The organism is Streptomyces sp. NPDC050423 (genome assembly GCF_040655445.1).
In the GTDB taxonomy this organism is placed as follows: domain Bacteria; phylum Actinomycetota; class Actinomycetes; order Streptomycetales; family Streptomycetaceae; genus Streptomyces.
Map to the genome: position 1 here is coordinate 1 of NZ_JBFAJY010000028.1, position 25,610 is coordinate 25,610.

The 25,610-nt window shown below is 73.2% G+C and carries 19 protein-coding genes; 6 read left to right on the forward strand and 13 right to left on the reverse strand.

The window, feature by feature from the left end:
• Window positions 1-141 precede the first annotated feature (141 nt).
• The gene (locus tag AB0I52_RS20880) at window positions 142-2,226 is read right to left on the reverse strand and encodes an ATP-binding domain-containing protein (protein ID WP_363074628.1); all 2,085 of its coding nucleotides are present in this window, start codon (window positions 2,224-2,226) and stop codon (window positions 142-144) included.
• A 382-nt stretch (window positions 2,227-2,608) separates the two neighbouring features.
• On the opposite strand from AB0I52_RS20880, the gene AB0I52_RS20885 reads away from it, so the two are divergent.
• Window positions 2,609-2,797: a hypothetical protein gene (locus AB0I52_RS20885; protein ID WP_363074630.1), complete on the forward strand. Its 189-nt coding sequence runs from the start codon at window positions 2,609-2,611 to the stop codon at window positions 2,795-2,797.
• 12 nt (window positions 2,798-2,809) lie between these two features.
• On the opposite strand, the gene AB0I52_RS20890 is transcribed toward AB0I52_RS20885, so the two are convergent.
• Both AB0I52_RS20890 and AB0I52_RS20895 read right to left on the reverse strand, forming a co-directional pair.
• Window positions 2,810-4,453, reverse strand: coding sequence for a DNA repair helicase XPB (locus tag AB0I52_RS20890; RefSeq protein ID WP_363074632.1), 1,644 nt, complete (start codon window positions 4,451-4,453; stop codon window positions 2,810-2,812).
• A gap of 582 nt (window positions 4,454-5,035) precedes the next feature.
• Entirely contained in the window at window positions 5,036-7,486 is a 2,451-nt protein-coding gene (locus AB0I52_RS20895) for a helicase C-terminal domain-containing protein (protein ID WP_363074634.1), read from the reverse strand.
• A 75-nt stretch (window positions 7,487-7,561) separates the two neighbouring features.
• Here AB0I52_RS20895 and AB0I52_RS20900 point away from each other — a divergent pair, with 75 nt between their 5' ends.
• Window positions 7,562-8,641 carry a hypothetical protein gene (locus AB0I52_RS20900; protein ID WP_363074636.1) on the forward strand — a complete coding sequence of 360 codons (1,080 nt, stop codon included), beginning with the start codon at window positions 7,562-7,564 and terminating at the stop codon, window positions 8,639-8,641.
• Between the two features lie 65 nt (window positions 8,642-8,706).
• Here AB0I52_RS20900 and AB0I52_RS20905 read toward each other — a convergent pair whose 3' ends face one another.
• Genes AB0I52_RS20905 through AB0I52_RS20920 form a run of 4 tightly spaced genes read right to left on the reverse strand, consistent with a single transcriptional unit; the run spans window position 8,707 to window position 12,640 of the window.
• Entirely contained in the window at window positions 8,707-9,684 is a 978-nt protein-coding gene (locus AB0I52_RS20905; RefSeq protein ID WP_363074638.1) for an iron-siderophore ABC transporter substrate-binding protein, read from the reverse strand.
• A 36-nt stretch (window positions 9,685-9,720) separates the two neighbouring features.
• Complete coding sequence (locus AB0I52_RS20910) at window positions 9,721-10,566, reverse strand: ABC transporter ATP-binding protein (protein ID WP_363074640.1); 846 nt, start codon at window positions 10,564-10,566, stop codon at window positions 9,721-9,723.
• The gene (locus AB0I52_RS20915; protein WP_363074642.1) at window positions 10,563-11,633 is read right to left on the reverse strand and encodes an iron chelate uptake ABC transporter family permease subunit; all 1,071 of its coding nucleotides are present in this window, start codon (window positions 11,631-11,633) and stop codon (window positions 10,563-10,565) included. The genes AB0I52_RS20910 and AB0I52_RS20915 overlap by 4 nt, the downstream gene beginning before the upstream one ends.
• Window positions 11,630-12,640 carry an iron ABC transporter permease gene (locus tag AB0I52_RS20920; RefSeq protein ID WP_363074644.1) on the reverse strand — a complete coding sequence of 337 codons (1,011 nt, stop codon included), beginning with the start codon at window positions 12,638-12,640 and terminating at the stop codon, window positions 11,630-11,632. Before AB0I52_RS20920 ends, AB0I52_RS20915 begins: the two co-directional genes overlap by 4 nt.
• Before the next feature lie 138 nt (window positions 12,641-12,778).
• Here AB0I52_RS20920 and AB0I52_RS20925 point away from each other — a divergent pair, with 138 nt between their 5' ends.
• Window positions 12,779-13,393, forward strand: a complete 615-nt coding sequence (locus AB0I52_RS20925) for an HAD family hydrolase (protein WP_363074646.1) — start codon at window positions 12,779-12,781, stop codon at window positions 13,391-13,393.
• Between the two features lie 11 nt (window positions 13,394-13,404).
• Here AB0I52_RS20925 and AB0I52_RS20930 read toward each other — a convergent pair whose 3' ends face one another.
• Entirely contained in the window at window positions 13,405-13,629 is a 225-nt protein-coding gene (locus AB0I52_RS20930) for a hypothetical protein (protein WP_363074648.1), read from the reverse strand.
• Window positions 13,630-13,789: 160 nt separating this feature from the next.
• Between AB0I52_RS20930 and AB0I52_RS20935 the strand changes: the two genes are divergently transcribed.
• Window positions 13,790-14,173 carry a cold-shock protein gene (locus AB0I52_RS20935; RefSeq protein WP_363074650.1) on the forward strand — a complete coding sequence of 128 codons (384 nt, stop codon included), beginning with the start codon at window positions 13,790-13,792 and terminating at the stop codon, window positions 14,171-14,173.
• Between the two features lie 53 nt (window positions 14,174-14,226).
• Here AB0I52_RS20935 and rph read toward each other — a convergent pair whose 3' ends face one another.
• From rph to AB0I52_RS20960, 5 genes are all read right to left on the reverse strand, one after another.
• Window positions 14,227-16,845 (reverse strand): rifamycin-inactivating phosphotransferase, encoded by a 2,619-nt coding sequence (gene rph, locus AB0I52_RS20940; protein WP_363074652.1) that lies wholly within the window; start codon window positions 16,843-16,845, stop codon window positions 14,227-14,229.
• A gap of 181 nt (window positions 16,846-17,026) precedes the next feature.
• Complete coding sequence (locus AB0I52_RS20945; protein WP_363074654.1) at window positions 17,027-17,884, reverse strand: 1,4-dihydroxy-6-naphthoate synthase; 858 nt, start codon at window positions 17,882-17,884, stop codon at window positions 17,027-17,029.
• On the reverse strand, window positions 17,865-18,572 hold the full coding sequence (locus AB0I52_RS20950) for a futalosine hydrolase (RefSeq protein WP_363074656.1): 708 nt from the start codon (window positions 18,570-18,572) through the stop codon (window positions 17,865-17,867). Before AB0I52_RS20950 ends, AB0I52_RS20945 begins: the two co-directional genes overlap by 20 nt.
• A gap of 31 nt (window positions 18,573-18,603) precedes the next feature.
• Entirely contained in the window at window positions 18,604-19,083 is a 480-nt protein-coding gene (locus AB0I52_RS20955) for a DUF2771 domain-containing protein (RefSeq protein ID WP_363074658.1), read from the reverse strand.
• 27 nt (window positions 19,084-19,110) lie between these two features.
• Window positions 19,111-20,565, reverse strand: a complete 1,455-nt coding sequence (locus tag AB0I52_RS20960) for an MFS transporter (protein ID WP_363074660.1) — start codon at window positions 20,563-20,565, stop codon at window positions 19,111-19,113.
• A gap of 418 nt (window positions 20,566-20,983) precedes the next feature.
• Between AB0I52_RS20960 and AB0I52_RS20965 the strand changes: the two genes are divergently transcribed.
• Together AB0I52_RS20965 and AB0I52_RS20970 are read left to right on the forward strand one after the other, a co-directional pair.
• On the forward strand, window positions 20,984-21,910 hold the full coding sequence (locus AB0I52_RS20965) for a DUF3027 domain-containing protein (protein WP_362956036.1): 927 nt from the start codon (window positions 20,984-20,986) through the stop codon (window positions 21,908-21,910).
• 319 nt (window positions 21,911-22,229) lie between these two features.
• Window positions 22,230-25,436, forward strand: coding sequence for a molecular chaperone Hsp90 (locus AB0I52_RS20970; protein WP_363074799.1), 3,207 nt, complete (start codon window positions 22,230-22,232; stop codon window positions 25,434-25,436).
• The last annotated feature ends 174 nt before the right edge of the window (window positions 25,437-25,610 follow it).

The following is a 25,610-nucleotide window of genomic DNA, read 5'->3' on the forward strand; positions in this document are numbered from 1 at the left end:
CCGACGGTATGGGCGCTCAGATCGCGCCCACCCCCACCCGCTGGTTCACCCCCGAGTCCGCCCCCGGACCCCCGCTCCTCAATCGCCGGAGGGGCTTGACTGGGCGCCCGGAGGGGCTCAAGGAGCCCCGCCCGGAGGGGGTCAAGGAGCCCGGAGCTGGTCCGGGAGGTCTGCGGAGTGCACCACGATCAGGCCCGACACCGCTCGGGTCAGGGCCACGTACAGGCGGCGCAGGCCCGTTCGTTCGTCGGGCTCGCCGTCGACCAGCGCCGCCGGTTCGTCCAGCACCACGTAGTCGTACTCAAGGCCCTTCGCCAGGGACGCCGGGACCAGGGTCAGCCGGGACTCGGCGGTCGTCTCCTGGCCGGGGGAGAGGTAGGCGCGGCCCGCCGCCGACAGGGCGGCCGCCAGCGCGGGGATGCGGGCGTCGGCGGCGATCAGGCCGGTCGAGCCCTCCTGCTCCAGCGACTCCTCGCAGGCCGCGACCACCGCCGCGTCCAGCGCGCCGGTGGTCGCGGCCCCCACCTCCCGTACGGACAGCGAGCCGGGCGACTCACGCACCGACTCGACCGGGGTCAGGTCCGGCGAGATCACCGGCAGCAGCCGGGACGCGTACGCGATCACCTCGCGCGGCACGCGGAAGCCCGCCGTCAGCTCCTCCACCACCGCGTCCGACTTGCCCAGGTGGTGCAGCGCCTGGGCCCAGCTCTGCGTCGACCACGGCGTCGTGCCCTGCGCCAGATCGCCGAGGACCGTGGCCGAACCGGTCGAGCAGCGCCGGCCCACCGCCCGGTACTGCATGGGGGAGAGGTCCTGCGCCTCGTCGATCACGACATGGCCCAGCGAGTGGGTGCGCGCCACCAGGTCCATCGCCTCGTCGATCAGCACCGCGTCCGCCGCCGACCACTTCGCGGACTTCACACTGCGGGGCGGCTTGGTCCACAGGATCGTCTTCTGCTCGTCCTCGGTCAGCAGCCCGTCCGCCTGGGCGGCCAGGAACTCCGGGTCGGACAGCAGTCGCAGCACCAGCTTCGACGGCTCGACCGCGGGCCAGACCGCCTTCACCGCCGCCTTCACCGCAGGGGTGCGCGCCACCGCGTTCTGCACCCGGTCGTCCGGCGCCTCGCCCGCCTCCTCCATCCGTACGAGCACGGCATGGGCGATGCGCTGCGGAAGGGCCTCGTGCGCCGCGCCGTACCGCATGTCGCGGGCCAGCAGCTCGTCGACCATCTCCTCGATCTCGTACGCGGGCACCCGCCAGCGCCGGGAACCGCGCACCACCATCACCGGCTCCGTCGGCGGCGTCACGTGCGAACGGATCGCCCGCCGCAGCACCTCCGCCATCCGGGCATCGCCCTTCACGACGGCGGCCCGCGCCTCGTCCGTGCCCCGGACCTCGACGTGCGCCGTCACCAGGTCGTCGACGGTCGCCTGCTTCACCTCCAGCTCGCCGAGGGCCGGCAGCACCTGCTCGATGTAGTGCAGGAAGGACCGGTTCGGCCCGATGACCAGCGTCCCGGTGCGGGCCAGCCGGTCCCGGTGCGCGTACAGCAGATACGCGACCCGGTGCAGGCCGACCGCGGTCTTCCCGGTGCCGGGACCGCCCTGCACACAGACCGAGCCGCCCAGCTCGCTGCGGACGATCTCGTCCTGCTCCGGCTGGATCGTCGCGACGATGTCCCGCATCGGGCCGACACGCGGCCGCTCGATCTCCGCCTGGAGCAGCCTGCTGGTCCGCGCGGTCTCGGTCCGGTCGGTGAGGTGCTCGTCCTCGTACGCGGTCAGCTCGCCGCCGGTGTAGCCGAAGCGGCGCCGCCGGCCGACGTCGAGCGGGTCGTTGCGGGACGCCCGGTAGAACGGCTGGGAGACCGGCGCCCGCCAGTCGATCACCATCGGATCGCCGCCGGCGTCGTGGACGTGGCGGCGCCCGATGTAGAACTGCTCGCCCTCCGCGCCCTCGGCCTTCTCCGCGCCGACCACGTGGAGGTAGTCCAGCCGTCCGAAGAAGAGCGGGGTGTGGGCGAGGTCGGCGAGCGACTTGATGCGGTCGGTGATCTGAGCCTGCAGCACTGCGGCGTTCACCCAGTTCGCCGTGACATCGCGGATGTTCAGGGCCTGGGCGTCCTCCCGCATGGCGCGCAGCGCGGCGCGCGAGGCGGCGAGATGGGCGCGCTCATGAGCGAGGGGGTCGGTGGTGGTGTCGCTTTCGTGTACGTGCGCGGGCACGGTGTTGCCTCCGGCATTCAACGCAGGACGGCGGACCACACCCCGTCCCCGGCCGGTGGACCGGGGGCGATGCGGTCCGCTCGGGGATCGATCACTGGTACGCACGACGGCGTACGTACGATGTCGGCCGGTTTCCGTCCGGTCGGCGGCGCTCCCCCGGCTGCCGGCGCGAGCCCTTCCGGGCTGCCGGTACCACGGTGCGGGAGGCGGGCAGACCGGCGATTGTATCGACGGGCCGGGCCGGGCGCGAACGAATACCGGAGTACGACCGCGGGGTCCACCCCGTAGGGGACGGCATGAGACCACAGGGGTAGACGCGGCGCCGTCCCCTTCCCCCTGCGGGCCGACGCCGATACCGGCCGGGCGGAGCACCATGGAATACATGAGCACCGTCACCCTGAACCCGCGAAAGACCGGCCCCGCGCACGGCGCGACCGCGGCCACCGGTCACCACTACAGTCACCGCGCCGGTGACATCCTGCGCGCCGCCGGGATCTTCGTACGGACCGCGTTCGGCGTCGTCGTCCTCGGCGAGTACGCGGAGGAGGCGGGCGTCCGCCGCACGCGCTGACCGCCCGTTGCCTCAGTTGTCCGTCAGCAGCTCGTCGGCGTCCACGATCCGGTACGCGTACCCCTGCTCGGCCAGGAACCGCTGGCGGTGGGCCGCGAAGTCCTGGTCGATCGTGTCGCGGGCGACCACCGAGTAGAACCGCGCCTCGTGCCCGTCCGCCTTCGGCCGCAGCACCCGGCCCAGCCGCTGGGCCTCCTCCTGACGCGAACCGAACGTGCCGGACACCTGGATCGCGACGGTGGCCTCCGGCAGGTCGATGGAGAAGTTCGCCACCTTCGACACGACCAGAACGCTCAGCTCGCCCTGACGGAAGGCCTCGAAGAGCTTCTCCCGCTGGGCGTTGCTCGTCTCGCCCTTGATCACCGGGGCGTCCAGATGCTCACCCAGCTCGTCGAGCTGGTCGATGTACTGCCCGATGACCAGGGTCTGCTCGCCCTTGTGCTTGCGCACCAGCGCCTCGGTGACCTTCCGCTTGGTCGCGGTCGTGGCGCAGTACCGGTACTTCTCCTCGGCCTCGGCGGTCGCGTACGCGAGCCGCTCGCTGTCCGTCAGATTGACCCGTACCTCGACACAGTCGGCGGGCGCGATGTAGCCCTGCGCCTCGATCTCCTTCCACGGGGCGTCGAACCGCTTGGGCCCGATCAGCGAGAAGACGTCCGACTCGCGCCCGTCCTCCCTGACCAGCGTGGCCGTGAGCCCCAGCCGGCGCCGCGCCTGAAGATCGGCGGTGAACTTGAAGACCGGCGCGGGCAGCAGGTGCACCTCGTCGTAGATCACCAGACCCCAGTCGCGGGAGTCGAACAGCTCCAGGTGCGCGTAGACGCCCTTCCTGCGGGTCGTGAGCACCTGGTACGTGGCGATGGTGACCGGCCGGATCTCCTTGCGGGTACCGCTGTACTCGCCGATCTCCTCCTCGGTCAGCGAGGTCCGCTTCACCAGCTCGTGCTTCCACTGCCGGGCGGAGACGGTGTTGGTGACCAGGATCAGCGTGGTCGCCTTGGCCTGCGCCATGGCACCGGCGCCGACCAGCGTCTTGCCCGCGCCGCAGGGCAGCACCACGACTCCCGAGCCGCCGTGCCAGAACCCCTCGACGGCCTGCTGCTGGTAGGGCCGCAGCGCCCAGCCGCTCTCGTCCAGCTCGATCGGGTGCGCCTCGCCGTCCACGTAACCGGCGAGGTCCTCGGCGGGCCAGCCCAGCTTCAGCAGCGTCTGCTTGACCTGCCCGCGCTCGGAGGGGTGCACGGCCACCGTGTCGGGGTCGATCCTGGCGCCGACCAGCGGCTGGACCTTCTTCGACCGGAGGATCTCCTCCAGGACGGGCCGGTCGGTGGAGGTCAGCACCAGTCCGTGGACCGGGTGCTTGGAGAGCGTGAGGCGGCCGTACCGGCCCATCGTCTCGGCGATGTCGACGAGCAGCGCGTGCGGTACGGGGTAGCGCGAGTACTTCACGAGCGCGTCGACGACCTGCTCGGCGTCGTGTCCCGCGGCCCGCGCGTTCCACAGCCCGAGCGGGGTCAGGCGGTAGGTGTGGATGTGCTCGGGCGCGCGCTCCAGTTCCGCGAAGGGCGCGATCACACGGCGGCAGGCGTCGGCCTGCTCGTGGTCGACTTCCAGGAGCAGCGTCTTGTCGCTCTGGACGATGAGGGGTCCGGTCACGCGCTTCGGCCCTTTCTACTGCGGGGTGGCCGTGTACCGGCCAAACGTCCAGTGTGCCGCATGCGGTGCGGGTCCGGTGTGCGGCTGTTCGGTGCGGGGTTCCTTGGTGCGGGGTTCCGTCCTCAAGCGCCGGACGGGCTTGGGTGGCGTCGGGTGCCCCGCCGGGTGTGCCTGCCCGGTGGGTGGGGGGTGGTGCCCCTCCGGGGCGTCTCCTCAGAAATGGCGTGTTCACCCGGGTCCGCGGGGGACCCGGGTCGTACGCCACTTCCTGCGGGGACTCCCCTGCACGTCCCCACCCCTGCATCACACGCGTCTGCACACCGGTATTACGACTGCCGCAGACGCGGGACGGCCGGGTCCGGGGCCGTGCAGGGGAGTCCCCGCAGGACGACGAACAGATACCCGGGCGCCTGTCCGTTCCTGCCGCACGTTCGCCGTTTGAGGAGACGCCCCGGAGGGGCACCGGACCCCCACCCACCGGGCGGAGCGCCGCCTCGCGGGGCACCCGCACAAACCCAGCCCGTCCGGCGCTTGAGGACGGAACCCCGCACCAAGGAACCCGCGCCCCGGGACCCCGGACCGTCAGGGCCCCTCGTCCGCCAGTTCCGCCACTCCCGTGATGCGGTGCAGGGGGTACGTGCGGACCTCGTCCGCCGTGTGGTCGTACGCCGTGACGTAGCCGCCCTCGACGCGGACCGGGGCGATCACGCGCTGGCTGGCGGCGCCCTCCGCGTTCACGTAGCCGATCCAGATCGCGGAGCCCGTCATCGCCGCGGCCTGGACGGTGACCAGGGTCTCGGCCGAGGTCGTACGGGGCAGCGCGTCCCCGGGCGCCGAGGGGCCGGTGTCCTTGTGGACGACCGTGGCGGCCGTGTCACCGGCCCGGATCGCCCGGACCGCCGCGCCCAGCAGGGTGGGGTCGGGGAGCGGTGGGCCCTCGGGTACGGGGACGGGGGCCGAGCGGGGCGGGGTGCGGCGGGCGCCCGCGCGGGTGATCAGGACGTCGCCGTCGGCGGATTCCGCGGCGGGCGCGTAGCCCATCTCGCGCAGGCCGTCGAGCAGGGACGCCGGGTCGATCTGGGCGGCCAGGGCCGTGGGGGCGAGCCGGCGCAGCCGCAGGGTCGCCGAGCGCTTGTCGGCGAGGATCTCGTTGAGGACGGCCTCGTCGTCGCAGCGCACGTACGCGGACGCGGCGCCGATCCGCAGATGGCCGTGGCGGCGGGCGACGTCGTCGATGAGGTAGCTCAGCGGCTGCGGCACCGGCGTACGGCTGTGTGCGGCGAGGAAGGCGTGCAGGTCGGCGGCGGACTGTCCGGCGTCCAGGGCGCGCCGTACGGACCCGGGCGTGAACCGGTAGACCGTCGCGCCGCCCTTCGACTCGATGTCCGCGACCGCGGCGAGCATGTCCGCGAGCGGGCGTTCCAGCGGGCCGGGCGCGACGGCGGTCAGGTCGGCCTGGAGCAGGACGTGGTCCAGCGGCTCCGGGATGAGCGGGGCCAGCCGGGCGGCGGCCTCGGCGGGGCCGGTGGTCAGCAGGGCGCGGGACTGCGAGGCGAGGGCGCCGCGGCCGGTGATGCCGAGGAGCTCGGACTCGTTCAGCGTCCACAGGGCGATCCGGGACCGCAGGTCGGTGGTGTCCCCGGCGGACGCGGAGGCGCCGCGCAGCGGGCGCTCCCAGCGGAGCCGGGCGAGCAGGGTCTCCGGGTCCGGGGCGGTGCCCGGGGGCAGCGCGGCGAGCAGGGCCAGCACGCGGTGGCGGACCTCGGGGGCGGCGGAGCGGTCCAGGTCGGGGCCGAGGGCTGACAGGGCGCGGCCCTTGGCGTCCTGGCCGCCCACCAGTCCCGGGGTGCGGGTGGCGGCGAGCCAGGCGGCGGCGAGGCGCACCCAGCGGTCCTCGGCGGGGAGTTCGGTCCAGTCGTCGTACGCGGGGGTCGGCGCGTACCGCTCGTCGGTCTCGCCGTCGGAGGCCAGCAGCCCCGCCGCGTGGGCGAGTTCGATCCAGAACGCGGCGACGGGCTCCGACACGTCGAGGACCGCCGCGGTCTTCCTCAGTTCGCGGACGCTGAGGCCGCCGGCCCGCAGTATGGCGGGGCCGCCGCCGTTCCAGTTCTTCAGGAGCTCCTCGACGGTGGACACCGACAGGAACGCCTGGCCGGCCGCCGCACTGTCCACAGCCTGTGGATCGCGTTCGGCGGCCGCGGTCACGGCGGGCGGCCGCGGTTCGGGCACCCGGTGGGCACGCCCGGCCCGCAGGTGCAGCGCGGCCTCGCGCGGCAGCACGACGGTGCGGGTCGACACGGGCAGCAGCAGCCCGCGGTCGCGCAGCCACTTCACGGGCGGGGTGGGATTCGGGGTGACCTCGCCGTACGGCGGGCCCCAGACCAGCCGGTCGAGCACCGACAGCGCCTCCACGGGGGCGGTGTCGAGGAGTTCGCCCATCCGGGCCCGGTCGGTGAAGAGCGCGGCCAGCGCGGTCACCGCGGAGACCGGGTCGTAGGTGGCGGGCAGCCCGGCCGCGGTGAGGATCTCCTGGAGCCGGCCGGGCGACATGCCGGCGGTGGCCTCCGCGACGGTCGGGCCCAGGCCGGTGGGGGAGGGGTGCTGCGGCGACGGCGCGAGGAGTTCGCGGGCGGTCCGCACCAGGTGCAGCCGTTCGTCCTCGCCCCAGACGAGGGCCTGTTCGCGCAGGGTGGTGAGGGCCCCGGGCAGCGCGTCGACGATGGCGGCGCCCGCGTCGCCGTGATGTTCGCCGTCGTCCCGGCCGTCGCCGGTGAGCAGGGCGAGGAGGGTGTCGTAAGGAGCGGGATCGGGTGCGACCGCGAGTGCTTCGGCGGTCTGCAGGGCGAACCGGTCGAGGTGTTCCAGCGCGCGGACGACGGAGGCACGGGTGCCGGCCCGCGTCGCGAGCTGGGTGATGTCGTTCGGCACGGGGTTGAGGAGATCGGGCCGGGCGCGCAGCAGCCCGGCCAACGACTCGTCGTCCCGGGCGCGCAGAGCCTCGGCCAGCGTCCGCGGTGGTGTGGTCATCCCCATCCGTCCCACGGTAGTCGCTCCGGACGGGCCCGAGGGCGCTACCGTCGGTGCAGGGCGGTAGAGGGGAACCATCGCGTGGGGATCGAGAGCGATCAGCTGGTCTACGACTACTTGAGCCGGGTCGGGGACATGGCACAGCAGCAACAGCTGTCCTCGGGCGCCCGGATGAGGCTCGTTTCGGCGCTGCGGGGCGAGATCGACCGGCAGCGTGTGAAGCAGGCCGCGGACACGCCCGCGGCGGTGCGCCGCATCATCGGGAAGCTCGGCACCCCCGACGAACTGGTCGCGGCGGCGGCCTCGTCGGCCGACGGATCGGTGCCGCTGCCGCAGCCGCCGGAGCCGGATCCGGGCCCCGCGAAGCCGCCCGGGGTCCCCCGGCCGCGCAGGACGAAGCTCCGTAAGGGCAGCCGCGGGGAAGGCCGCAAGGACGGCCGGAAAGACAGTTCGGGCCAGGGCGCGTCGGAGGCGCCGGCCGCGGCTCCGTTCGACGGCGGGGCGTCCTCGCCGCACCGGGCGGGCACGGACGAGCTCGGGCCGTCCGGGAGCGAGACGGACTGGTGGCGCGTCGAACCGGGCCCGTTCGGCGAGTTCGGCGAGGGAACCGCGGTGGCCGGGTTCCGGGGCGGCGTGGAGATCCCCGCGGTGCTGCGGCCACCGGTGCCGGAGGAGGACGAGGAGTCCGGGGAGCCGGAGGAGGAGTGGGAGGACGGCGACGGCGAGGAGGAGTACGAGGAGACGGCGGCCCCCCGGCGGCGGTGGCGGCCCAGGCTGCGCCGCGCCCGGGACGGCGAGGGCGGGGCGCCCCGCGGCTTCTCGCACCCCGCGCTGCTGTTCGCCGCCGCCCTGCTGGTGGCCGGCGCGGTGATGGACTCCCCGCAGGCCCTGCTGGCCCTGGCGGGCGGCTGGGCCCTCGCGTACAGCTCCCGCAAGCTGTCCCGCGCGGAGGCGAAATGGGTGGTGATGGGGCTGCCCGGGATGGTCGCGGCGGGCGCCCTCGTCTGGCTGTGGGGCCGGATGGACGGCCGGTGGGGGACGCCCATCGGGGACGGCCGGATGGCCCCCGAGATCGGCCAGACCTGGCCGTGGGTGCTGCGCGGTGCGGCCGTGGCCTCCGCGCTCTACCTGGTGTGGCGGGCGCGGAAGCCGCGTGCGTGACGGCCGGGTCGTGTCGTGTCGGCCGGGCTGTCACGGCCGGGCCGGGCCCGGTCCGTAAGGCCTCGTCAGCCGGTCATCTTCGTCCGGAACTCGTCGAGGATCAGGTCCGCGGCGGTGTAGCCGATGCCCGCGATCCACAGCCGGTCGTCGACCTTGAAGACCTTGCCGTTCCTGGAGGCCTTCAGCCCCTTCCACAGCCCGCTCCTCATCGTGCGGGTCGTGCCGGCCTTGTCCGGGTCGCCGTACGTCGAGGTGAAGACGGCGTCCGCGTCCGCGAGGTCGATCTTCTCGGGCGACACGTCGTACGAGAAGCCGTCCTTGGCCTTGTCCGTGATGGCGGGGCGGCCCATGCCGAGGTCGGCGAGGATCGAGCCGATGTAGTTCTGCTTGCCGTAGATGCGGATGTCCGCGCCCTCGACGAAGCGTACGAAGTTGACGTCGGTGGCCGCCGCCTTCTTCCTGCCGCCGATCGCCTCGGTCACCTTCGCGACGTGGGCGTCGTACGCGGCGATGACCTTCTCGGCCTCGGCCTGCTTGCCGAGCGCCTCCGCGTGGACCTGGAAGTTCTCCTTCCAGGCCGATCCGGTGGACTCCGTCATCACGGTCGGGGCGATCGCGCTGAGCTGCTCGTAGCGGTCGCCGTCGCGGACCTTGCTGGTGAGGATCAGGTCCGGCTTCAGGGAGGCGACGGTCTCCATGCTGGGGTTGGCGATCTCACCGACCTCCTTGATGTTCTTCGTCTTCTCCGCCGGCAGATAGGCGGGGAAGCCGTCCTCGGTCGCCGAGTGCGTCCCGCCGACGGGCTGCACGCCGAGGGTGAGCGCGGAGTCCAGCTCGCCGGTGTCCAGGACCACGACGCGCTTCGGGTGCACGGGGACCTTCACGTCACCCATCGCCGTCCTGACGGTGTGGGTGCCGCCGGCCGGTGAGGCGCCGCCGCTCTTGCCGCCGGAGTCCGAGGAGCCGCAGGCGGAGAGTGCGAGCGCACCGGTCAGGGCGAGCGCGCCGAGGGTGAGGCCACGGCGGCGGACGGAGGTGGCCATGGATTGCCTTTCGTAGGTGGGGTGCGGAATCCGGGGTCAGGAAGCCCGTGCGGGCTGCCAGGGCGCCCCCGGCACGACGAGCGGCGAACCCGTCACCGGGTCGGGGACGATCACCGCCTCCAGGCCGAAGACCTCACGGACGAGTTCGGCGGTGACGACGTCCTCGGGGCGGCCCTCGGCGACGATCCGGCCCGCCTTCATGGCGACCAGGTGGTCGGCGTACCGGGCGGCCTGGTTGAGGTCGTGGAGCACTGTCACCACGGTCCGGCCGCGGCTGCCGTCGGCCGCCGGGGCGGCGAGCCGGCGCACCAGGTCGAGGACCTCCACCTGGTGGGCGATGTCGAGGTAGGTGGTCGGCTCGTCGAGGAGCAGCAGATCGGTCTCCTGGGCGAGTGCCATCGCGATCCACACCCGCTGGCGCTGCCCGCCGGAGAGCTCGTCCACCGACCGGGTGCCGAGCGCGGTGATGTCGGTGCGCTCCATGGCGTCCGTCACCGCCCGCTCGTCCTCCTGGGACCACTGCTGCCACCAGTGCTGGTGGGGCTGGCGGCCGCGGGCCACCAGGTCGGAGACGGTGATCGCCTCGGGGGCCACCGGGGTCTGCGGGAGCAGCCCGATCGACTGGGCGATCTTCTTCGTGGGGATCTTCGACAGCTCGGTGCCGTCCAGCAGCACCGCCCCGCCGCGCGGCTTGAGGAGGCGGCCCAGCGCGCGCAGGGTCGTCGACTTGCCGCAGGCGTTCGGCCCGACGATGACCGTCACCCGGCCGTCGGGGACGGCGAGGTCCAGCTCGTGGACGACGGTGCGGTCCTCGTACGCGAGGGTCAGCTCGCGCACCGTCAGCCGGCTGGTCACGGCGTCCTGCTGCCGGGTCTCGGTCATGCGTTGCCTCCTCGGCGGCCACCGTGACCGCGGATGATCAGCCAGATCAGGTACGGGGCGCCGACCGCCGCCGTCAGGACGCCCACCGGGAGTTCGGTGGGTGAGAAGAGCCTGCGGGCCAGCAGGTCCGCGAAGACGACGATCACCGCGCCGAGCAGCGCCGAACAGAGCAGCGGGATCTGCGCGGTCCGGGTCATCCGGCGGGCGATCTGCGGGGCCAGCAGGGCGACGAAGTCGACCGGTCCGGCCGTCCCCGTGGCCACCGACGCCAGGATCACGCCGAGTGCGACGAGCCCCAGCCGTACCCGGCCCAGCCGGACCCCGAGCGCGGTCGCCGTGTCGTCGTCCATGGTCACGGTGCGCTGGGCGCGGGCGGCCCACAGGACGGCGGGCAGCAGGACCAGCAGGGTCAGGCCGATGGGCGCGGCCTCGTCGTAGCCGCGGCCGTTGAGCGAGCCGGTCATCCAGATCTGCGCCTGCTGGGCGACGAGGTAGTCGCCCTTGGTCAGGAACAGGGTGGTGACCGAGCGCAGGGCGATGGCGAAGCCGATGCCGATCAGGACGAAGCGGGTGGCGTGCAGCCCGCCGCGCCAGGCGAAGAGGTAGACGAGCGCGGCGGCCGCGACCCCGCCGATCACCGACAGGTACGGCAGGACGGTGTACGAGGTGACGCCGAACGTCATCGCCCCGACCGTGAGCGCGCTCGCGCCCTGGCTGATGCCGATGATGTCCGGGCTGGCGAGCGGGTTGCGGGCCACGGTCTGGATCAGCGCGCCGGCGACGCCGAAGGCGAGGCCGACGAGCAGCCCGACGACCATGCGCGGCAGCCGCAGCGTGCCGACGACGAGTTCGTCGGCGGACGGCCGGCCCAGGACCACCTTCAGCACCTCGCCGGGCGCGACGAAGCTCTCGCCGACGCAGAGGTACGCGACGCAGACGACGGCCAGTACCGCGACGAGCACGGTGGCGGCGACCGCGGCCCGGCGGTGCAGCAGGAACCGGCCGCGTGCCCCGATCCGTATGACGCTGTACCCGGCGGGCCGCACAGCGGCCGTGGTGGCGCTCATGCGGGCACCGCCTTCCGGCGTACCAGCGTGACCAGGAACGGCACGCCGATCAGTGCCGTCATCACCCCGGCCGGGATCTCGCTCGGCGGGAAGACGATCCGGCCGATCACATCGGAGACGAGCAGCATCACGGGTCCGATCAGGGCGGCCATCGGGAGCACCCAGCGGTGGTCGCTGCCGACGATCGCGCGGGCGATGTGCGGGACGGCGAGGCCGATGAACGCGATCGGCCCGGCCGCCGCGACACCGACGCCGGTGAGCACGGTGGCGCCGATACCGCCGACGATCCGTACCGTCGCGATCTTCTGCCCGAGCCCCTTGGCCATGTCCTCGCCGAGCGCCAGCGCATCGAGCCCGCGGGCGACCGAGAGCACCAGCACCGTCCCCACCAGCAGGAACGGCCAGATCTGCTGGGCGACCTCGGCCTCGCGTCCGGCGATCGAGCCGACCTGCCAGAACCGGAACTCGTCCAGCGCGGACGCCTTCGTCGTCAGTACGGCCATGGTCACCGACACCAGCAGCGCGTTGATCGCGGCGCCGCCGAGGGCGAGTTTCACCGGGGTGGCGCCGCCGCGTCCGCTGGAGGCGATGGCGTACACCGCGACGGAGGCGATCGCCGCCCCCGCGAAGGCGAACCAGACGTAGCCGGTGAGCGTGTGGACGCCCGCGTAGGCGATGGCCAGCACCACCCCGACCGAGGCGCCCTGGCTGATGCCGAGGATGCCGGGGTCGGCGATGGGGTTACGGGTGATGCCCTGGAGCACCGTGCCGGCGAGGGCGAGGGCGGCGCCGACCATCAGCCCGATCAGCGTGCGGGGGACCCGCATGTTCCGGATGACCTCGGCGGCGTCGGAGTGACCGCCGTGCAGCAGGGCGTCCAGGACGGCCGACGGGGCGATGGAGCGTGCTCCCACGGCGAGGCTGAGCAGTACGGCCAGCAGCAGCGCCAGGACGGCCGCCGCCGTCATGAGAGCGCGTCTGGAGCGGCGTGGTGCGGCGGCTGACATCGGACCCAATCGAAAAGCGAAGCAAAGTAAGGCTTGGCTAAGTCTAAGCACCGCCCGGGTACGGCCTCACGGGGGTGTGCCGGGGTCCGTGAGCGCTCGGCGCACCGGCAGCCGTGGGCTTCGCACACAATGGCAGTCATGGCTTCGCACACACTGACGGTCGGCTTCGACCTGGACATGACGCTCATCGACTCCCGGCCCGGCATCAGGGCCGCCTACGTGGTGCTCGCCGCCGAGACGGGGGCCGCGATCGACATCGACCTGGTGGTGAGCCGGCTGGGCCCGCCGCTGGAGGACGAGCTGGCGAACTGGTTCCCGGCCGCGGAGGTGGCCGCGGTGGCCGGCCGCTACCGCGAGATCTATCCCACACACGCGATCGGCCCGTCGCTCGCCATGCCCGGCGCACGGGAGTCGGTCGAGGCGATCCGCGAGCTGGGCGGCCGGACGATGGTGGTCACCGCCAAGTACGAGCCGAGCGCGAAGCTGCACCTCGCGCACCTGGGGATCGAGCCCGACGTGCTCGTCGGCGGCCTGTGGGCCGAGGCGAAGGCGCAGGCGCTGCGGGAGCACGGAGCAGGGGTGTACGTGGGCGACCACACCGGTGACGTACGCGGCGCACGGGCCGCGGACGCGGTGTCGGTGGGCGTGACGACGGGCCCGTGCGACGAGGCCGAGCTGCGGGACGCGGGAGCGGACGTGGTGCTGTCGTCGCTGACGGAGTTCCCCGTCTGGCTGAACGGGTACGCGGCGTAGAACCCCGTGTCCTACTGCTTCGGCGCGGCTGCCAGGGCCGACCGGACGACGCCCGCCGCGGCGATCAGGAACCCCACGCCCATCAGCATGCACACCGCGTACGCGAGGGACGGGAACGGCTCGGTGCCGAGGAACAACGGGGCCATGGTGACCAGCGTCGCCACCGCGCCGACGAAGAAGACGATCGCGCCGAGCCGGACCAGCAGGTCGCCTGCGCCAGAAGGAGAAGTACTCACACGGTCAGAGTAGTTCTTTCAGGACACCAGTCCGGATGACCATGCTTGACGAGGGGTACTTCACCTGTGGAGGCTTCTGCCAGCAGGGGAGCACGACCACTGGACGGCCTGACCTGCTGAGGCTTTGTTCCGGCATACGGGTTGAGATGGGGTGCGTGCTTTGCCGACTGGCAAGGTCAAGTGGTTCAACAGCGAGAAGGGCTTCGGCTTCCTCTCCCGCGACGACGGCAGCGACGTCTTCGTGCACTCGTCCGTGCTCCCCACCGGAGTCGACGTACTCAAGCCCGGCCAGCGCGTGGAGTTCGGCGTGGTCGCCGGACAACGTGGTGACCAGGCGCTGTCCGTGGAGGTCCTCGACCCGACCCCGTCCGTCGCGGCCGCCCAGCGCCGCAAGCCGGACGAGCTGGCGTCGATCGTGCAGGATCTGACGACCGTGCTGGAGAACATCACCCCGCTGCTGGAGCGCGGCCGCTACCCCGACAAGGCGGCGGGCGCCAAGATCGCCGGCCTGCTGCGCGCGGTCGCGGACCAGCTCGACGTGTAGCCCGACGTGCGGGACGTCCCCGCCCGGGTGTCCCGCACGGGCGGGACACCCGGTCAGGGCAGGATCTCGATGTACCCGTCGGTTCCGTGCACGCGGATCCGCTGCCCGTCCCGGATCAGCCGGGTGGCCCGCTCCACGCCCACGACGGCCGGCAGCCCGTACTCACGGGCGATCACCGCGCCATGGGTCATCAGGCCGCCCACCTCCGTCACCAGACCCGCGATCCCGACGAACAGCGGCGACCAGCTGGGGTCCGTGAAGGTCGTGACCAGGATGTCGCCCGCTTCGAGGTCCGCCTCCGCCATGTCGAGGATGACGCGGGCCCGGCCCTCGACGGTCCCGGCGGAGACCGGCAGCCCGACCAGGGCGCCGGCCGGCACGTCGTCGCGCCGGTACGCCCCGGTGAGGGCCTCACCGTCCGACGTCAGCACCCGGGGCGGTGTCAGCGCGTGGTACGAGCGGAACGCGTCCTTGCGCCGCCTGACGAGCCGGTCATCCACCCGGTTCGAGCGCACGGCGTCGTGGAACTCCTGGAACGTGAGGTAGAAGACGTCCTCCTCCTCAGGAAGCACTCCGGCCCGCACGAGGCGCCCGGCCTCCGCCAGCAGAGCCCGTTTGTAGACGGAGTAGCGGCTGACGATGCCGTACTTCGGGTACTCCCGGTAGCCGATGAAGGCTCTGACCCGGTCGGTCATCCGCTTGGTCTCGTCGGCCTTCCGGTCCCCGTCCGGCAGGGCCCGCAAGCGGGACAGCACGTCCTGTTCCTTCTCCCGCGCCTTTTGCCGCCCCTGCTCGAAGCGCCGCTCGGCCGCGCCCGGCCCGAAGATCCTGACGTTGTCGAGGATCACGGGCACGAGCGTGCCGGGACGCTCGCGCCAACGCGGCCTCGTGATGTCGATCTCCCCGACGCAGCGCATGCCGTACCGGTCGAGGTAGGACTCGATGGCGTCGCGCGCCCCGGTCCCGCCCGCGAGCTTCGCCAGCTCGTCGAGGAAGTCCTCGTCCCCGGTGTGCTCGACGCCCCGGAGGAACGCCACCACCTCCGGATGCGGGCGGATCACGTCCGCGACGTCGAGCAGCGCCAGCCCCATCTCCGACGTGATGTTGCCGGGGGCGGACAGCGTGAGCGTGTCAGCCGCGTTCTTCTCGCCCAGCCACTCCAGCAGCTTGTCGTTGAGCCACCACGTGGCCTCCATCCCCGCCATGATCGCCCGGAAGTTCAGCGGATCACCGAGGACCCGCTTGTGCTCCTCGAAGGCCTCCAGCAGGAAGTCGAACAGCGCCGGTCCGGTCTTCGTCCGGATGTCGCGCTCCAGGGCGGCGACGGACACCCGGCTGCGCTCGATCAGCTCGTCGACGATGGCCGGATCGGGCTCGGCCGGGGCGGACGCACCGCCGGCCGGCCGGCCGCCGGGAGCCGCGTCCGGGAGCGACGGGACGAAACCGTCGCGGTCCAGGACGGTTTCCAGCGCGTCCCTGACCAGCGGATCGCCTCGCCCCATGACGTCCAGGAGGGCGGCGCGGCCCGCGGGCGAGGCCAGGCGCCCGGTGACGTCGACGAACAGCCTCCCGCCGGCCTCGTGCATCGGCACCATGGCCGTCAGCTGCCACATGGACAGCCCCAGGGGCCGCATGGGGTCGGTCATCATCTGCTGGTGACCGACGGACACGTAGACGTGATTGTCCTGGTCACTGGTCCCGGGGACGGTCTCGGGGACGGGGAACAGGGTGGTGATCGGCCGGCTCTGAACGATCTGGAAGCCGTCGTCGTCCAGGCACCATTCGATGTCCTGCGGGCTGCCGAAGTGCGCTTCGATCCGCCGCCCGAGCTCCACGAGCCGTACGGCCTGCGCATCCGTCAGCGCCGGCTGCTCCTGCCGGCGCGGGTCGACCGCCACCTCCCGCGTACCGCCGGCCGGCCGGGCGTACAGGGCACGCTGTTTGACGGCGATCACCTTGGCGACGACCTCGCCGTCTCGCACCGTGAAGACGTCCGGGTTCACCAGGCCGGAGACCAAGGCCTCGCCGAGGCCGAAGCCGGCGTCCACGGTGGCGGCCTTCCGGTCGCCCGTGACGGGGTCGGCCGTGAACAGGACGCCGGCGGCCCGCGGGAAGACCATCCGCTGCACGACCACGGCCATGTGGACCGTGCGGTGGTCGATGCCGTTGCGCCGGCGGTAGGTCACGGCCCGCTCGGTGAACAGCGAGGCCCAGCAGCGGCTGATGTGCCGGAGGACCGCCGCCGGCCCCACGACGTTCAGGTACGTGTCCTGCTGGCCGGCGAAGGAGGCCGTCGGCAGGTCCTCCGCCGTCGCGCTGGACCGGACGGCGCAGGCGGCCCGGTCGCCCAGCCCGCCGAGCGCGTGGGTGACCGCCGCCGCGAGGTCGCCCGGGACGGCGACCTCTTCGACGGTCCGGCGGATCCGCGCGCTGAGCGTGCGGACCGCCTCCCGGTCGTCCGGGTCCAGGCGGGACAGCTGATCGAGCTGATCCTCGACCGACGGAGCTTCCGCCATGATCCGCCGGAAGGCGTGCGTCGTCACACAGAAGCCACCCGGCACCCGGATGTCCCCGATCCGCGACAGCTCGCCCAGGTGCGCGCCCTTGCCGCCGACGGCCCCGGTCCGCGTCGCGTCGATCTCTTGAAGATCCCGCACGTACTGCTCGGTCATCGCGATACCTCACCTCTTCCCGTTTCCACAGGTTGTGGCACAGGCCGACGATTCTGCGCCGTTATGGGGGTCTTGCGGCAAGCCCCCCGGGGCGCTATAACTTGAAAAAGGCAAGGAGAGTGTTCTCTCCTTGCCTTCGTCGTTTCCCGGCCGGTGGAAACGCGGGCCGCCCGGCGGGCGCTCAGACGAACGAGAGCGCGTCCGGCCCGAGTGCCGGTACCAGTCCCTCGGCCGCGGCACGGGTCAGCAGGCCGCGGATCGCCGCGTAGCCGTCCTCGCCGAGGTCGGCGGTGAACTCGTTCACGTACAGGCCGATGTGCTGGTCGGCGACGGACGGGTCCATCTCCTGCGCGTGCTCCAGCACGTACGGGCGCGAGGCCCGCGGGTCGTCCCATGCCATCCGTACCGACGCGCGCACCGACTCGGCGAGCCGCTTCAGGGTGTCCGCGCCCAGCGAGCGCTTCGCGATGATCGCGCCGAGCGGGATCGGGAGGCCGGTCGTGTCCTCCCAGTGGCGGCCCATGTCGGCCAGGTTGTGCAGACCGTAGTTCTGGTACGTGAAGCGCGCCTCGTGGATGACGAGTCCGGCGTCGACCTTGCCGTCCCGCACCGCCGGCATGATCTCGTCGAACGGCATGACGACGATCTCGCCGACACCGCCCGGCAGCACTTCGGCGGCCCAGAGCCGGAACAGCAGATAGGCGGTGGAGCGCTCGCTCGGTACGGCGACGGTCCCGCCCGTCAGATCGGTGCCCGGCTCCCGGGTGAGGACCAGCGGCCCGCAGCCCCGGCCCAGCGCCCCGCCGCAGGGCAGCAGCGCGTACTCGTCGAGGACCCAGGGCAGCACCGCGTACGAGACCTTGAGGACGTCCAGCTCACCGCGCTCGGCCATGCCGTTGGTGATGTCGATGTCCGCGAAGGTGACGTCGAGGGCCGGCGCGTCGGGGACCCTGCCGTGCGCCCAGGCGTCGAAGACGAACGTGTCGTTCGGGCACGGCGAGAAGGCGATGCGCAGCGGGTCAGGAGTGGTCTCGGTCATGGTGGGTCGTCCAGCCTTCCAGTACGGGTACGAGCTTCCCGAACGCGTCGGTGAGCGCGGCCAGCGCGTCGCCGATGCGCCAGGCGTCACGGTCGCGGGGGCCGACGGTGTTCGAGACGGCCCTGATCTCCAGGGCGGGCACGCCGGCCAGGCCGGCCGCCTCCGCGACCCCGAACCCCTCCATGGCCTCGGCGACGGCACCGGGGTGCGCGGCGAGGAGGGCGGCGGCCCGCTCGGCGCCGCCGGTCACGGTGGAGACGGTGAGGATGTCGCCGGTCACCGCACCGGTCGCGGCGGCCACCGCGCCGACCAGGGAGCGGGGCGGGTCGTGCCGGTCGCGGCCGAAGCCGAGTCCGGTGACGGGGACGAAGCCCGCGGGGGTCTCGGCGCCCAGGTCCGCGGCGGCGATGCGCTCGGCCACGACCAGGGAGCCGACCGGGGCGACCCCGGCGAAGCCGCCGCCGATGCCCGCCGAGATCACCAGGTCGTAGCGGTCCGAGACCAGGGCGAACGCGGCGGAGGCCGCCGCCGCGGCCGGTCCCGCGCCGCCGGCGAGGACGTCGAAGGAGCCGGTGCGGTGGATCTCCGCGCCCGGCACCCGGCGTACCGACACCTCGGAGCCGTCCCCGAACGCACGCGTGACCGCGTCCCGTTCCACCGGGACAGCGGTCACGACGAGCACACGCACGGGGGGAGCCTCCGAGGACGGCAGGAGGGGGTCAGCCGGTCTTCTTGAGCTCGAAGTGCCAGATGCCCAGCAGCTCCTTGCCCTTGGTCTCCACGATGCTGATCTGCGTCTCGTTCGTGGTCTCGCCGGTCTGGCTGGAGAAGAAGGCGCTGCCCGGGATGGACCGGTAGGTCTTCTTGTACGGCTCCTGCTCGGCCTGCTGACCGTTGATGAAGAGGGTCCAGCCGTGGTCCGCGACCTCGGGGTCGACGCCGAAGCGGACCTTGTCGTCCATCGCGACCTTGACGGTCTTCTCCGCCTTCTTGTTGAGGCAGCTCTTGTACTCGGATTCCTTGAGGGCCTTGCCGTCGTTGTAGCAGGACGCCTCGGTGTTCACCGAGTTGTCGCCGACCGTCACGGTGGCGAGCGGCGTCGGCTTGTCGCAGGCGGAGAGGACAAGGAGTCCCGCGGACACGGCACCAAGAGCGACGCCGATTCGACGGCCCTTACCGGAGAAGAACGCAACGGTCATGGGCCGAAGGCTATCGGTCGCTCCGGCTCATGCCACGCGGGGGTGCGGCGAGCCGCGCCGCGCGGCGCCCAGCAGCCCCCGTACGGAGGCCGCCGCACCGAGCGCGAGGACGCCCGCGGCGACCGCCATGCCCAGTACGCCGTTGAGGGGGAGCGAGATCCCGATCGCGCCGCCGACCACCCACGCCATCTGGAGCAGTGTCTCGGAGCGGGCGAACGCGGAGGTGCGCACCTCCTCCGGCACGTCGCGCTGGATCATCGCGTCGAGCGACAGCTTCGACAGGGCCTGGGTGAAGCCCGCCGTGGCCGCGAGCGCGGCGACCAGGACCGTGCTGAAGAACGCCGAGGCCAGCACGGCGACGCCGAGCGCCAGACCCAGCACCGAGGCGATGATGATCTCCGGGCCGCGGGCTCTGAGCCAGGAGCCGACCGCCGTGCCCAGCGCGTTGCCCGTGCCGGCCGCCACGCCGACGATGCCGAGCGAGATCGCGGCGCTCCGGCCGGAGAGCGGCTGCTCGCGCAGCAGGAACGCCAGGAAGAAGATCAGGAACCCGGAGAGCGCGCGGTGCGCGGCGTTGGCCTGGAGCCCGTGCAGGACGGACGGGCCGACCGAACGCAGCCCCGGCCGCTTCTCGCCGTTCCTCTCCCTGGACCTGCCCGGCTTCTTCCCGTTCCCGGGCGTGGCGGTCCCACCGGGCTTGGCGGTCTTGCGGAGCGGGTCGGGCCGGACGGCGTCCTCGTCGGGCGGGTGCACGAGGTGCGCCTTGCGCTCGCCCTTCGCCGAGTCCACCTTGGGCGGCATGGTGAAGGCGAGGACCGCGCCGCCGACGAAGATCGCGCACGCGCCGTAGAGCGGCCACGGCGGACCGATCGTCTGGAGCCCCGCCCCGATCGGAGCAGCCGCACCCGTGGCGAGAAGACCGGCGAGGGTGACCCGTGAGTTCGCCTTCACCAGGGAGAAACGGAGTGGCAGCAGCCGTGGTACGACGGCGCTGCGCACGACTCCGTACGCCTTCGAGCAGACCAGCACGCCCAGGGCCGCCGGGTACAGCTCAAGGCCGCCGGTGGCGACCACGCCCGACATGGTGAGCGCCAGCACCGCACGGGCCAGCATGGAGCCCGCCATCGCGGCGCGGCGGCCGTGCGGCAGATGGTCCAGGAGCGGGCCGATGACCGGGGCGAGGACGATGAACGGCGCCATGGTGACGGCGAGGTACAGCGCGACCCGGCCGCGTGCCTGGTCCGTCGGTACGGAGAAGAACACCGTGGACGCCAGCGCGATCGTGATCATCACGTCGCCCGCGCCGTTCACCGCGTGCAGCTCGATCAGCTTGCCGAGACCGGACTCGCCCGCGCCGTGGGCGTGCGTCGCCTTCCGGATACCCCGGGCGGTCCCGGTGAACGGGCTGCGCAGGGCATGACCCACCGTCCGGCCCGTCCTGCGGAGCGGGCCGGATCCTTCGTGCGACCTGGCAGAAGCCACTTGGTCATAGTGCCCCAGGACCGGTGGTCACGAACCGGGACAGGCGCGGGGCGTGGTGCGTACCGCCCTGTCGGGTCAGTGACCTGCCAGGTCGCAGGGGGTGCGGACCGCTGGATCCCGATGGCCGGAGCGCGCTCTTTACAGGGGACACGGCACCGGATACGGCTCGTTTGGGACGGGCAGGTGGGCGGGAAGCGGCGGAGAGGGTAGCGTGCGTAGCGCGCCACCGGCGGTTGTTCTTGGCCGCGCGCCTCTCGGCGATCCCGCAGAATGGGTTGCAGAAGGTGCGCCCGAGGCAGGCACAACGGGTGTGGACGTCGACGCGGCCCCCAGGTCCGCTCCGCCCGCAGCCGAATGGCTGAAATCGATGGATGTGCTGGCGCGCTCGTGAGACTGGCGTAGGAGAGAAGCGAGACCTGTGAGTGCTGCGACGACGAGAAGCCGTACGGCCCGTACCCCTGTTCCCGACCGTTTGTGCGCCGAGGCCGTAGGCCTCGCCCGCGCGGCGGCCGAGGAGGCAGCCGCGCCAGGGGTCGTGGGTGAGCATGTGGACGTGGTCCCCGAGGGGGACCGGGTCGTCACGCACTACTTCGAGTGCAAGGACCCCGCCTACCGGGGCTGGCGCTGGGCGGTGACGGTCGCCAGGGCCTCCCGGGCGAAGAACGTCACGCTGGACGAAACGGTGCTGCTGCCGGGCGGCGACGCCCTGCTCGCGCCGGAGTGGGTGCCGTGGAGCGAGCGGTTGCGGCCGGGCGACATGGGGCCGGGCGACCTGCTGCCCACCGAGGCGGACGATCTGCGCCTGGAGCCCGGATACACCGGCGACGACGAGCCGCCGCCCAACTCCCCGGTCTCCGGTGAGCTGGCCGACCTCGTCGAGTCGGAGGACGCGGAGCTGACGACGCGCCCGGAGCCTCCGCGCCGCGGTTCGATCGCGGCGGTCGCGGACGAGCTCGGGATGCGGCGTGCGCGGGTGCTGTCGCGGTACGGGCTGTACGCCGCGGCCGACCGCTGGGACGAGGGGTTCGGCGCGAAGACGCCGATGGCCCAGGCGGCTCCGGCCACCTGCGTGACCTGTGCGTTCCTGGTGCCGCTGGCTGGTTCGCTGAAGCAGGCCTTCGGGGTGTGCGCGAACGAGTTCGGTCCGGCGGACGGGCACGTGGTGTCCCTGTCGTACGGCTGCGGTGGGCATTCGGAGGCCGCGGTGATGCCGAAGCCGCCGAAGCCGGCGCCGCACGCGCTGGACACGATGCAGGTGGACGAGTACCCGCTGCGTCCGGCGCGGGATTCCGGCTCGGTGCCGGTGGAGCCGGATGAGCCGTCGGAGGATCTCGGCCACTCTTAGGCGGTGGCCGGGCGGGGTTCCGGGGCGCGAGCGGGGTGCGGGTTGCTCCGGTGTGCCGGTTCCGTCCTCAAGCGCCGGACGGGCTTGATTTTGCTGGTCGGGCCGGGTTCGGTGCGGGCTGCTCCGGCGCACCGTCCTGTCCTCAATCGCCGGACGGCCTTGATTCTCGCCGTCGTCCCGATCTGGCACCCCGGCCCGGCAAACCCAGCCCGTCCGGCGTTTGAGGACGGCGCGGGCGCGGGCGCGGACCCGGTACCTTCGGGGCGCACACTTGGCGGCACGGGTACGCGTCACCGGAAGAGGGAGTCACAGCGTGAGCATGAATGCGACCGAGGGGGCCGACCCGTTCGGCACCGCACGGCTGCGGCGCCGCGTGCTCGACGCCTGGGGCGCCGGCCCCGCCCGCTTCCGTGAGGACGCCAACGCCGAGGAGGACCTCGCGCTCGGCGGCTACCGCGACCGCCTCGTCGTCGAGCTGGCCCAGAACGCCGCCGACGCCGCCGCCCGCGCCCAGGCGCCCGGCCGGCTCCGGCTCACCCTGCACCCGGCGACCGCCGACGCCCCCGCCGTCCTGGCCGCCGCGAACACCGGCGCGCCGCTGGACGCCACCGGGGTGGAGTCGCTGTCGACCCTGCGCGCCTCCGCCAAGCGCGAGGGGCACGAGGCCGCCGTCGGCAGGTTCGGTGTCGGGTTCGCCGCCGTGCTCGCGGTGAGCGACGAACCCGCCGTCATCGGCCGGCACGGCGGGGTCCGCTGGTCCCTCGCCGAGGCCCGCGACCTCGCCCGGGAAGCCGCGGTCGGCAGCCCCGGACTGGGTGACGAGCTGCGCCGCCGCGACGGCCACGTACCCCTGCTGCGGCTCCCGCTGCCCGCCGAGGGCACCGCCCCGGACGGCTACGACACCGTCGTCGTCCTGCCACTGCGTGACGGCACCGCCGAGGACCTGGTCGGCCGGCTGCTCGGCGCCGTCGACGACGCGCTGCTGCTCACCCTCAGCGGACTCGACGAGGTCGTCATCGAGACCCCGGACACCGTACGGACGCTGAGCCGGTCGCAGCACGGCCCGTACACCCACGTCGTCGACTCCGCGCACGGTACGAACCGCTGGCGCACCGTCGCCCGGCACGGCCCCGTCGAGCCCGCGCTGCTCGCCGACCGCCCGCTGGAGGAACGGCTGCGCTCGCACTGGTCGGTGACCTGGGCCGTCCCGGTGGACGCGGAGGGCGCCCCGGTGCACCCCCGTACCGTCCCGGTCGTGCACGCGCCGACGCCGACCGACGAACCGATCGGCGTGCCGGCGCTGCTCATCGCGTCGCTGCCGCTGGACACCACCCGCCGCCACCCCGCGCCGGGCCCGCTCACCGACTTCCTGGTGGGGCGCGCCGCCGACGCGTACGCCGAACTGCTCGCCGGCTGGGACCCGGTCTCCGTCGCCACCATCGCTCTCGTGCCCGGACCGCTCGGCAAGGGCGTGCTGGACGGCGCGCTGCGTGCCGCGATCCTGGAGCGGCTGCCGCGCGTCGCGTTCCTGGAGCCGGCCGCCCCGCGCGACCCCGCCGCCGAGCCCGACCGGTGGGACAGCTGGGACGACGGCGCCGATGACGGCCGCAAGGCCACCACCGCCCTGCGGCCCATCGAGGCCGAGGTGCTGGAGGGGGTCGGCGCGGAGACGGTCGCCGTGCTGGCCGAGGTGCTGCCCTGCCTGCTGCCGGCGGGCCTGGAGCGCCGGGTCGAGCTCCGTACGCTCGGCGTCGCCCGGGTGCCGCTGACCGAGGCGATCGACCGGCTCGCCGGACTGGAGCGCGACCCGGGCTGGTGGCGGCGGCTGTACGACAGCCTGGCCGGCATCGATCCGGACCGGCTCTCCGGGCTGCCGGTGCCGCTCGCCGGGACGACGTCCCAGGGTTCGGACCCGCAGGCCCCGGCCGTCCCCCGCACCACCATCGGCCCCCGGCAGATCCTGCTCCCGCTCCCGGACGGGCTGACCGGCCCGGTCCTGGACCGGCTCGCCCGGCTCGGGCTGAAGGTCGCCCACCCGGACGCCGCGCACCCGCTCCTGGAGAAGCTGGGCGCCCTGCCCGCCACCCCGCGCGCCGTGCTGACGACTCCGCAGGTGCGGGCCGCCGTCGCCGGTTCGCTGGACGCGGGCGAGATCTGGGACGAGGACGCGCTCGACGGCGACGAGCTGGTGGAGACCGTCCTCACCCTGGTCCGGGACGCCGACCTGGCGCCCGGCGACGAGCCCTGGCTCGGTGCGCTCGCCCTGCCCGACGAGGACGGCGAGCCCGCTCCGGCCGGTGAACTCGTGCTGCCCGGCAGCCCGTTCGCCGCGATCATGCGCGAGGGCGAACTCGCCCTGTGCGACGAGGAGCTGGCCGCCCGCTGGGGCGAGCAGCCGCTCACCGCCTGCGGGGTGCTGGCCACGTTCGCCCTGGTGCGGGCCACCGATGTGGTCCTGGACCCGGACGAACTGGAGCCGCGCGACGGCGACTTCGCCGAGTCCGACGACGCCGGGCTGCTCGACGCCGTCGACGTGTGGTGCGAGGGCATCCTCGACCAGCTCCCGGACACACCGGTGCCGCCGGTCGCCACCGAACTCGTCGCCGTCCGCGACCTCGACCTGGTCGACGACGACGCCTGGCCCCAGGCGCTCGCCCTCCTCGCCCAGCCGCCGCTGCGCGACGCGCTGACCCAGCCGGTACGGGTACTGCTCCCGGACGGCACGACGCGGTCCGTGCGCCCGTACACCGCCTGGTGGCTGCGCGACCACCCGGTGCTGGACGGCCGCCGCCCGGCGGGCCTGCGCGCCGACGGGGGCGATCCCCGGCTGGCGGGCCTGTACGACTCCGCCGACGCGACCGGCTTCAACGACGCCCAGGTGCTGCGCGCCCTCGGGGTCCGGACCTCGGTCGCCGCCCTGCTGGACGAGCCCGGCGGTGCGGCCGAACTCCTCGGCCGGCTCGCGGACGAGGACCGCCCGGTCGGTCCCGTACAACTGCACTCCCTGTACACGGCCCTGGCTGATCTGGACCCGGAGCAGGTCACGCTGCCGGACGAGCTGCGGGCAGTCGTCGACGGCGAGGTGCGGGTCGTGGACGCGGCGGACGCGGTGATCGCGGACGCCCCCGACCTGCTGCCGCTGACCGGGGGGCTGCCGCTCCTGCCGGTCGCCCCGGCGAACGCGGCGGAGCTGGCCGAGCTGTTCCAGGTGCGGCGGCTCGGCGAGAGCGTCGAGGCGGAGGTGACGAGCGAGGGCGAGGAGCACCGGGTGCCGGAACCGGTGCGCATCCTGCTCGGCGCGGGCACCCCGGACACGTATGTCGAGCACGGCGAACTGCGCGCGGGCGGCGTCGAACTGGACTGGCGCCGCACCCCGGACGGCACCGTGCACGCCGCGACCCTGGAGGGCGTGGCGGCGGGTCTGGCCTGGGCGGCGGGCCAGTGGCCGCGCCGCTTCGAGGTCGCGGCCCTGCTGGAGGACCCGTCACGCACCGAGGAACTGGCCCGGGACCGCTGGTTCGACTGAGCACGGGCCGCCTCCGGTCCCGTCCGGTCCGGCGGCGGCGGCGCGGCGGGACGGTCGGGCGCGGCCAGGGGCCCCGATTGCCCGGCACACTGCCGCCCCGGCCGTTCGAGCATCCACGGAAATCCGTAAAAAATCCTCAAGTCCCACACAACCCTTCACGGTTGGCGATCGTCT

Bases quoted from the DNA above. Each gene is read 5' to 3' on its own strand.
- AB0I52_RS20885 (WP_363074630.1), top strand. From the start codon at position 2,609: ATGAGCACCGTCACCCTGAACCCGCGAAAGACCGGCCCCGCGCACGGC.
- AB0I52_RS20915 (WP_363074642.1), bottom strand. From the start codon at position 11,633: ATGAGCGCCACCACGGCCGCTGTGCGGCCCGCCGGGTACAGCGTCATA.
- AB0I52_RS20925 (WP_363074646.1), top strand. From the start codon at position 12,779: ATGGCTTCGCACACACTGACGGTCGGCTTCGACCTGGACATGACGCTC.
- AB0I52_RS20955 (WP_363074658.1), bottom strand. From the start codon at position 19,083: ATGACCGTTGCGTTCTTCTCCGGTAAGGGCCGTCGAATCGGCGTCGCT.
- rph (WP_363074652.1), bottom strand. From the start codon at position 16,845: ATGACCGAGCAGTACGTGCGGGATCTTCAAGAGATCGACGCGACGCGG.
- AB0I52_RS20970 (WP_363074799.1), top strand. From the start codon at position 22,230: ATGAATGCGACCGAGGGGGCCGACCCGTTCGGCACCGCACGGCTGCGG.
- AB0I52_RS20920 (WP_363074644.1), bottom strand. From the start codon at position 12,640: ATGTCAGCCGCCGCACCACGCCGCTCCAGACGCGCTCTCATGACGGCG.
- AB0I52_RS20905 (WP_363074638.1), bottom strand. From the start codon at position 9,684: ATGGCCACCTCCGTCCGCCGCCGTGGCCTCACCCTCGGCGCGCTCGCC.
- AB0I52_RS20945 (WP_363074654.1), bottom strand. From the start codon at position 17,884: ATGACCGAGACCACTCCTGACCCGCTGCGCATCGCCTTCTCGCCGTGC.
- AB0I52_RS20910 (WP_363074640.1), bottom strand. From the start codon at position 10,566: ATGACCGAGACCCGGCAGCAGGACGCCGTGACCAGCCGGCTGACGGTG.
- AB0I52_RS20895 (WP_363074634.1), bottom strand. From the start codon at position 7,486: ATGGGGATGACCACACCACCGCGGACGCTGGCCGAGGCTCTGCGCGCC.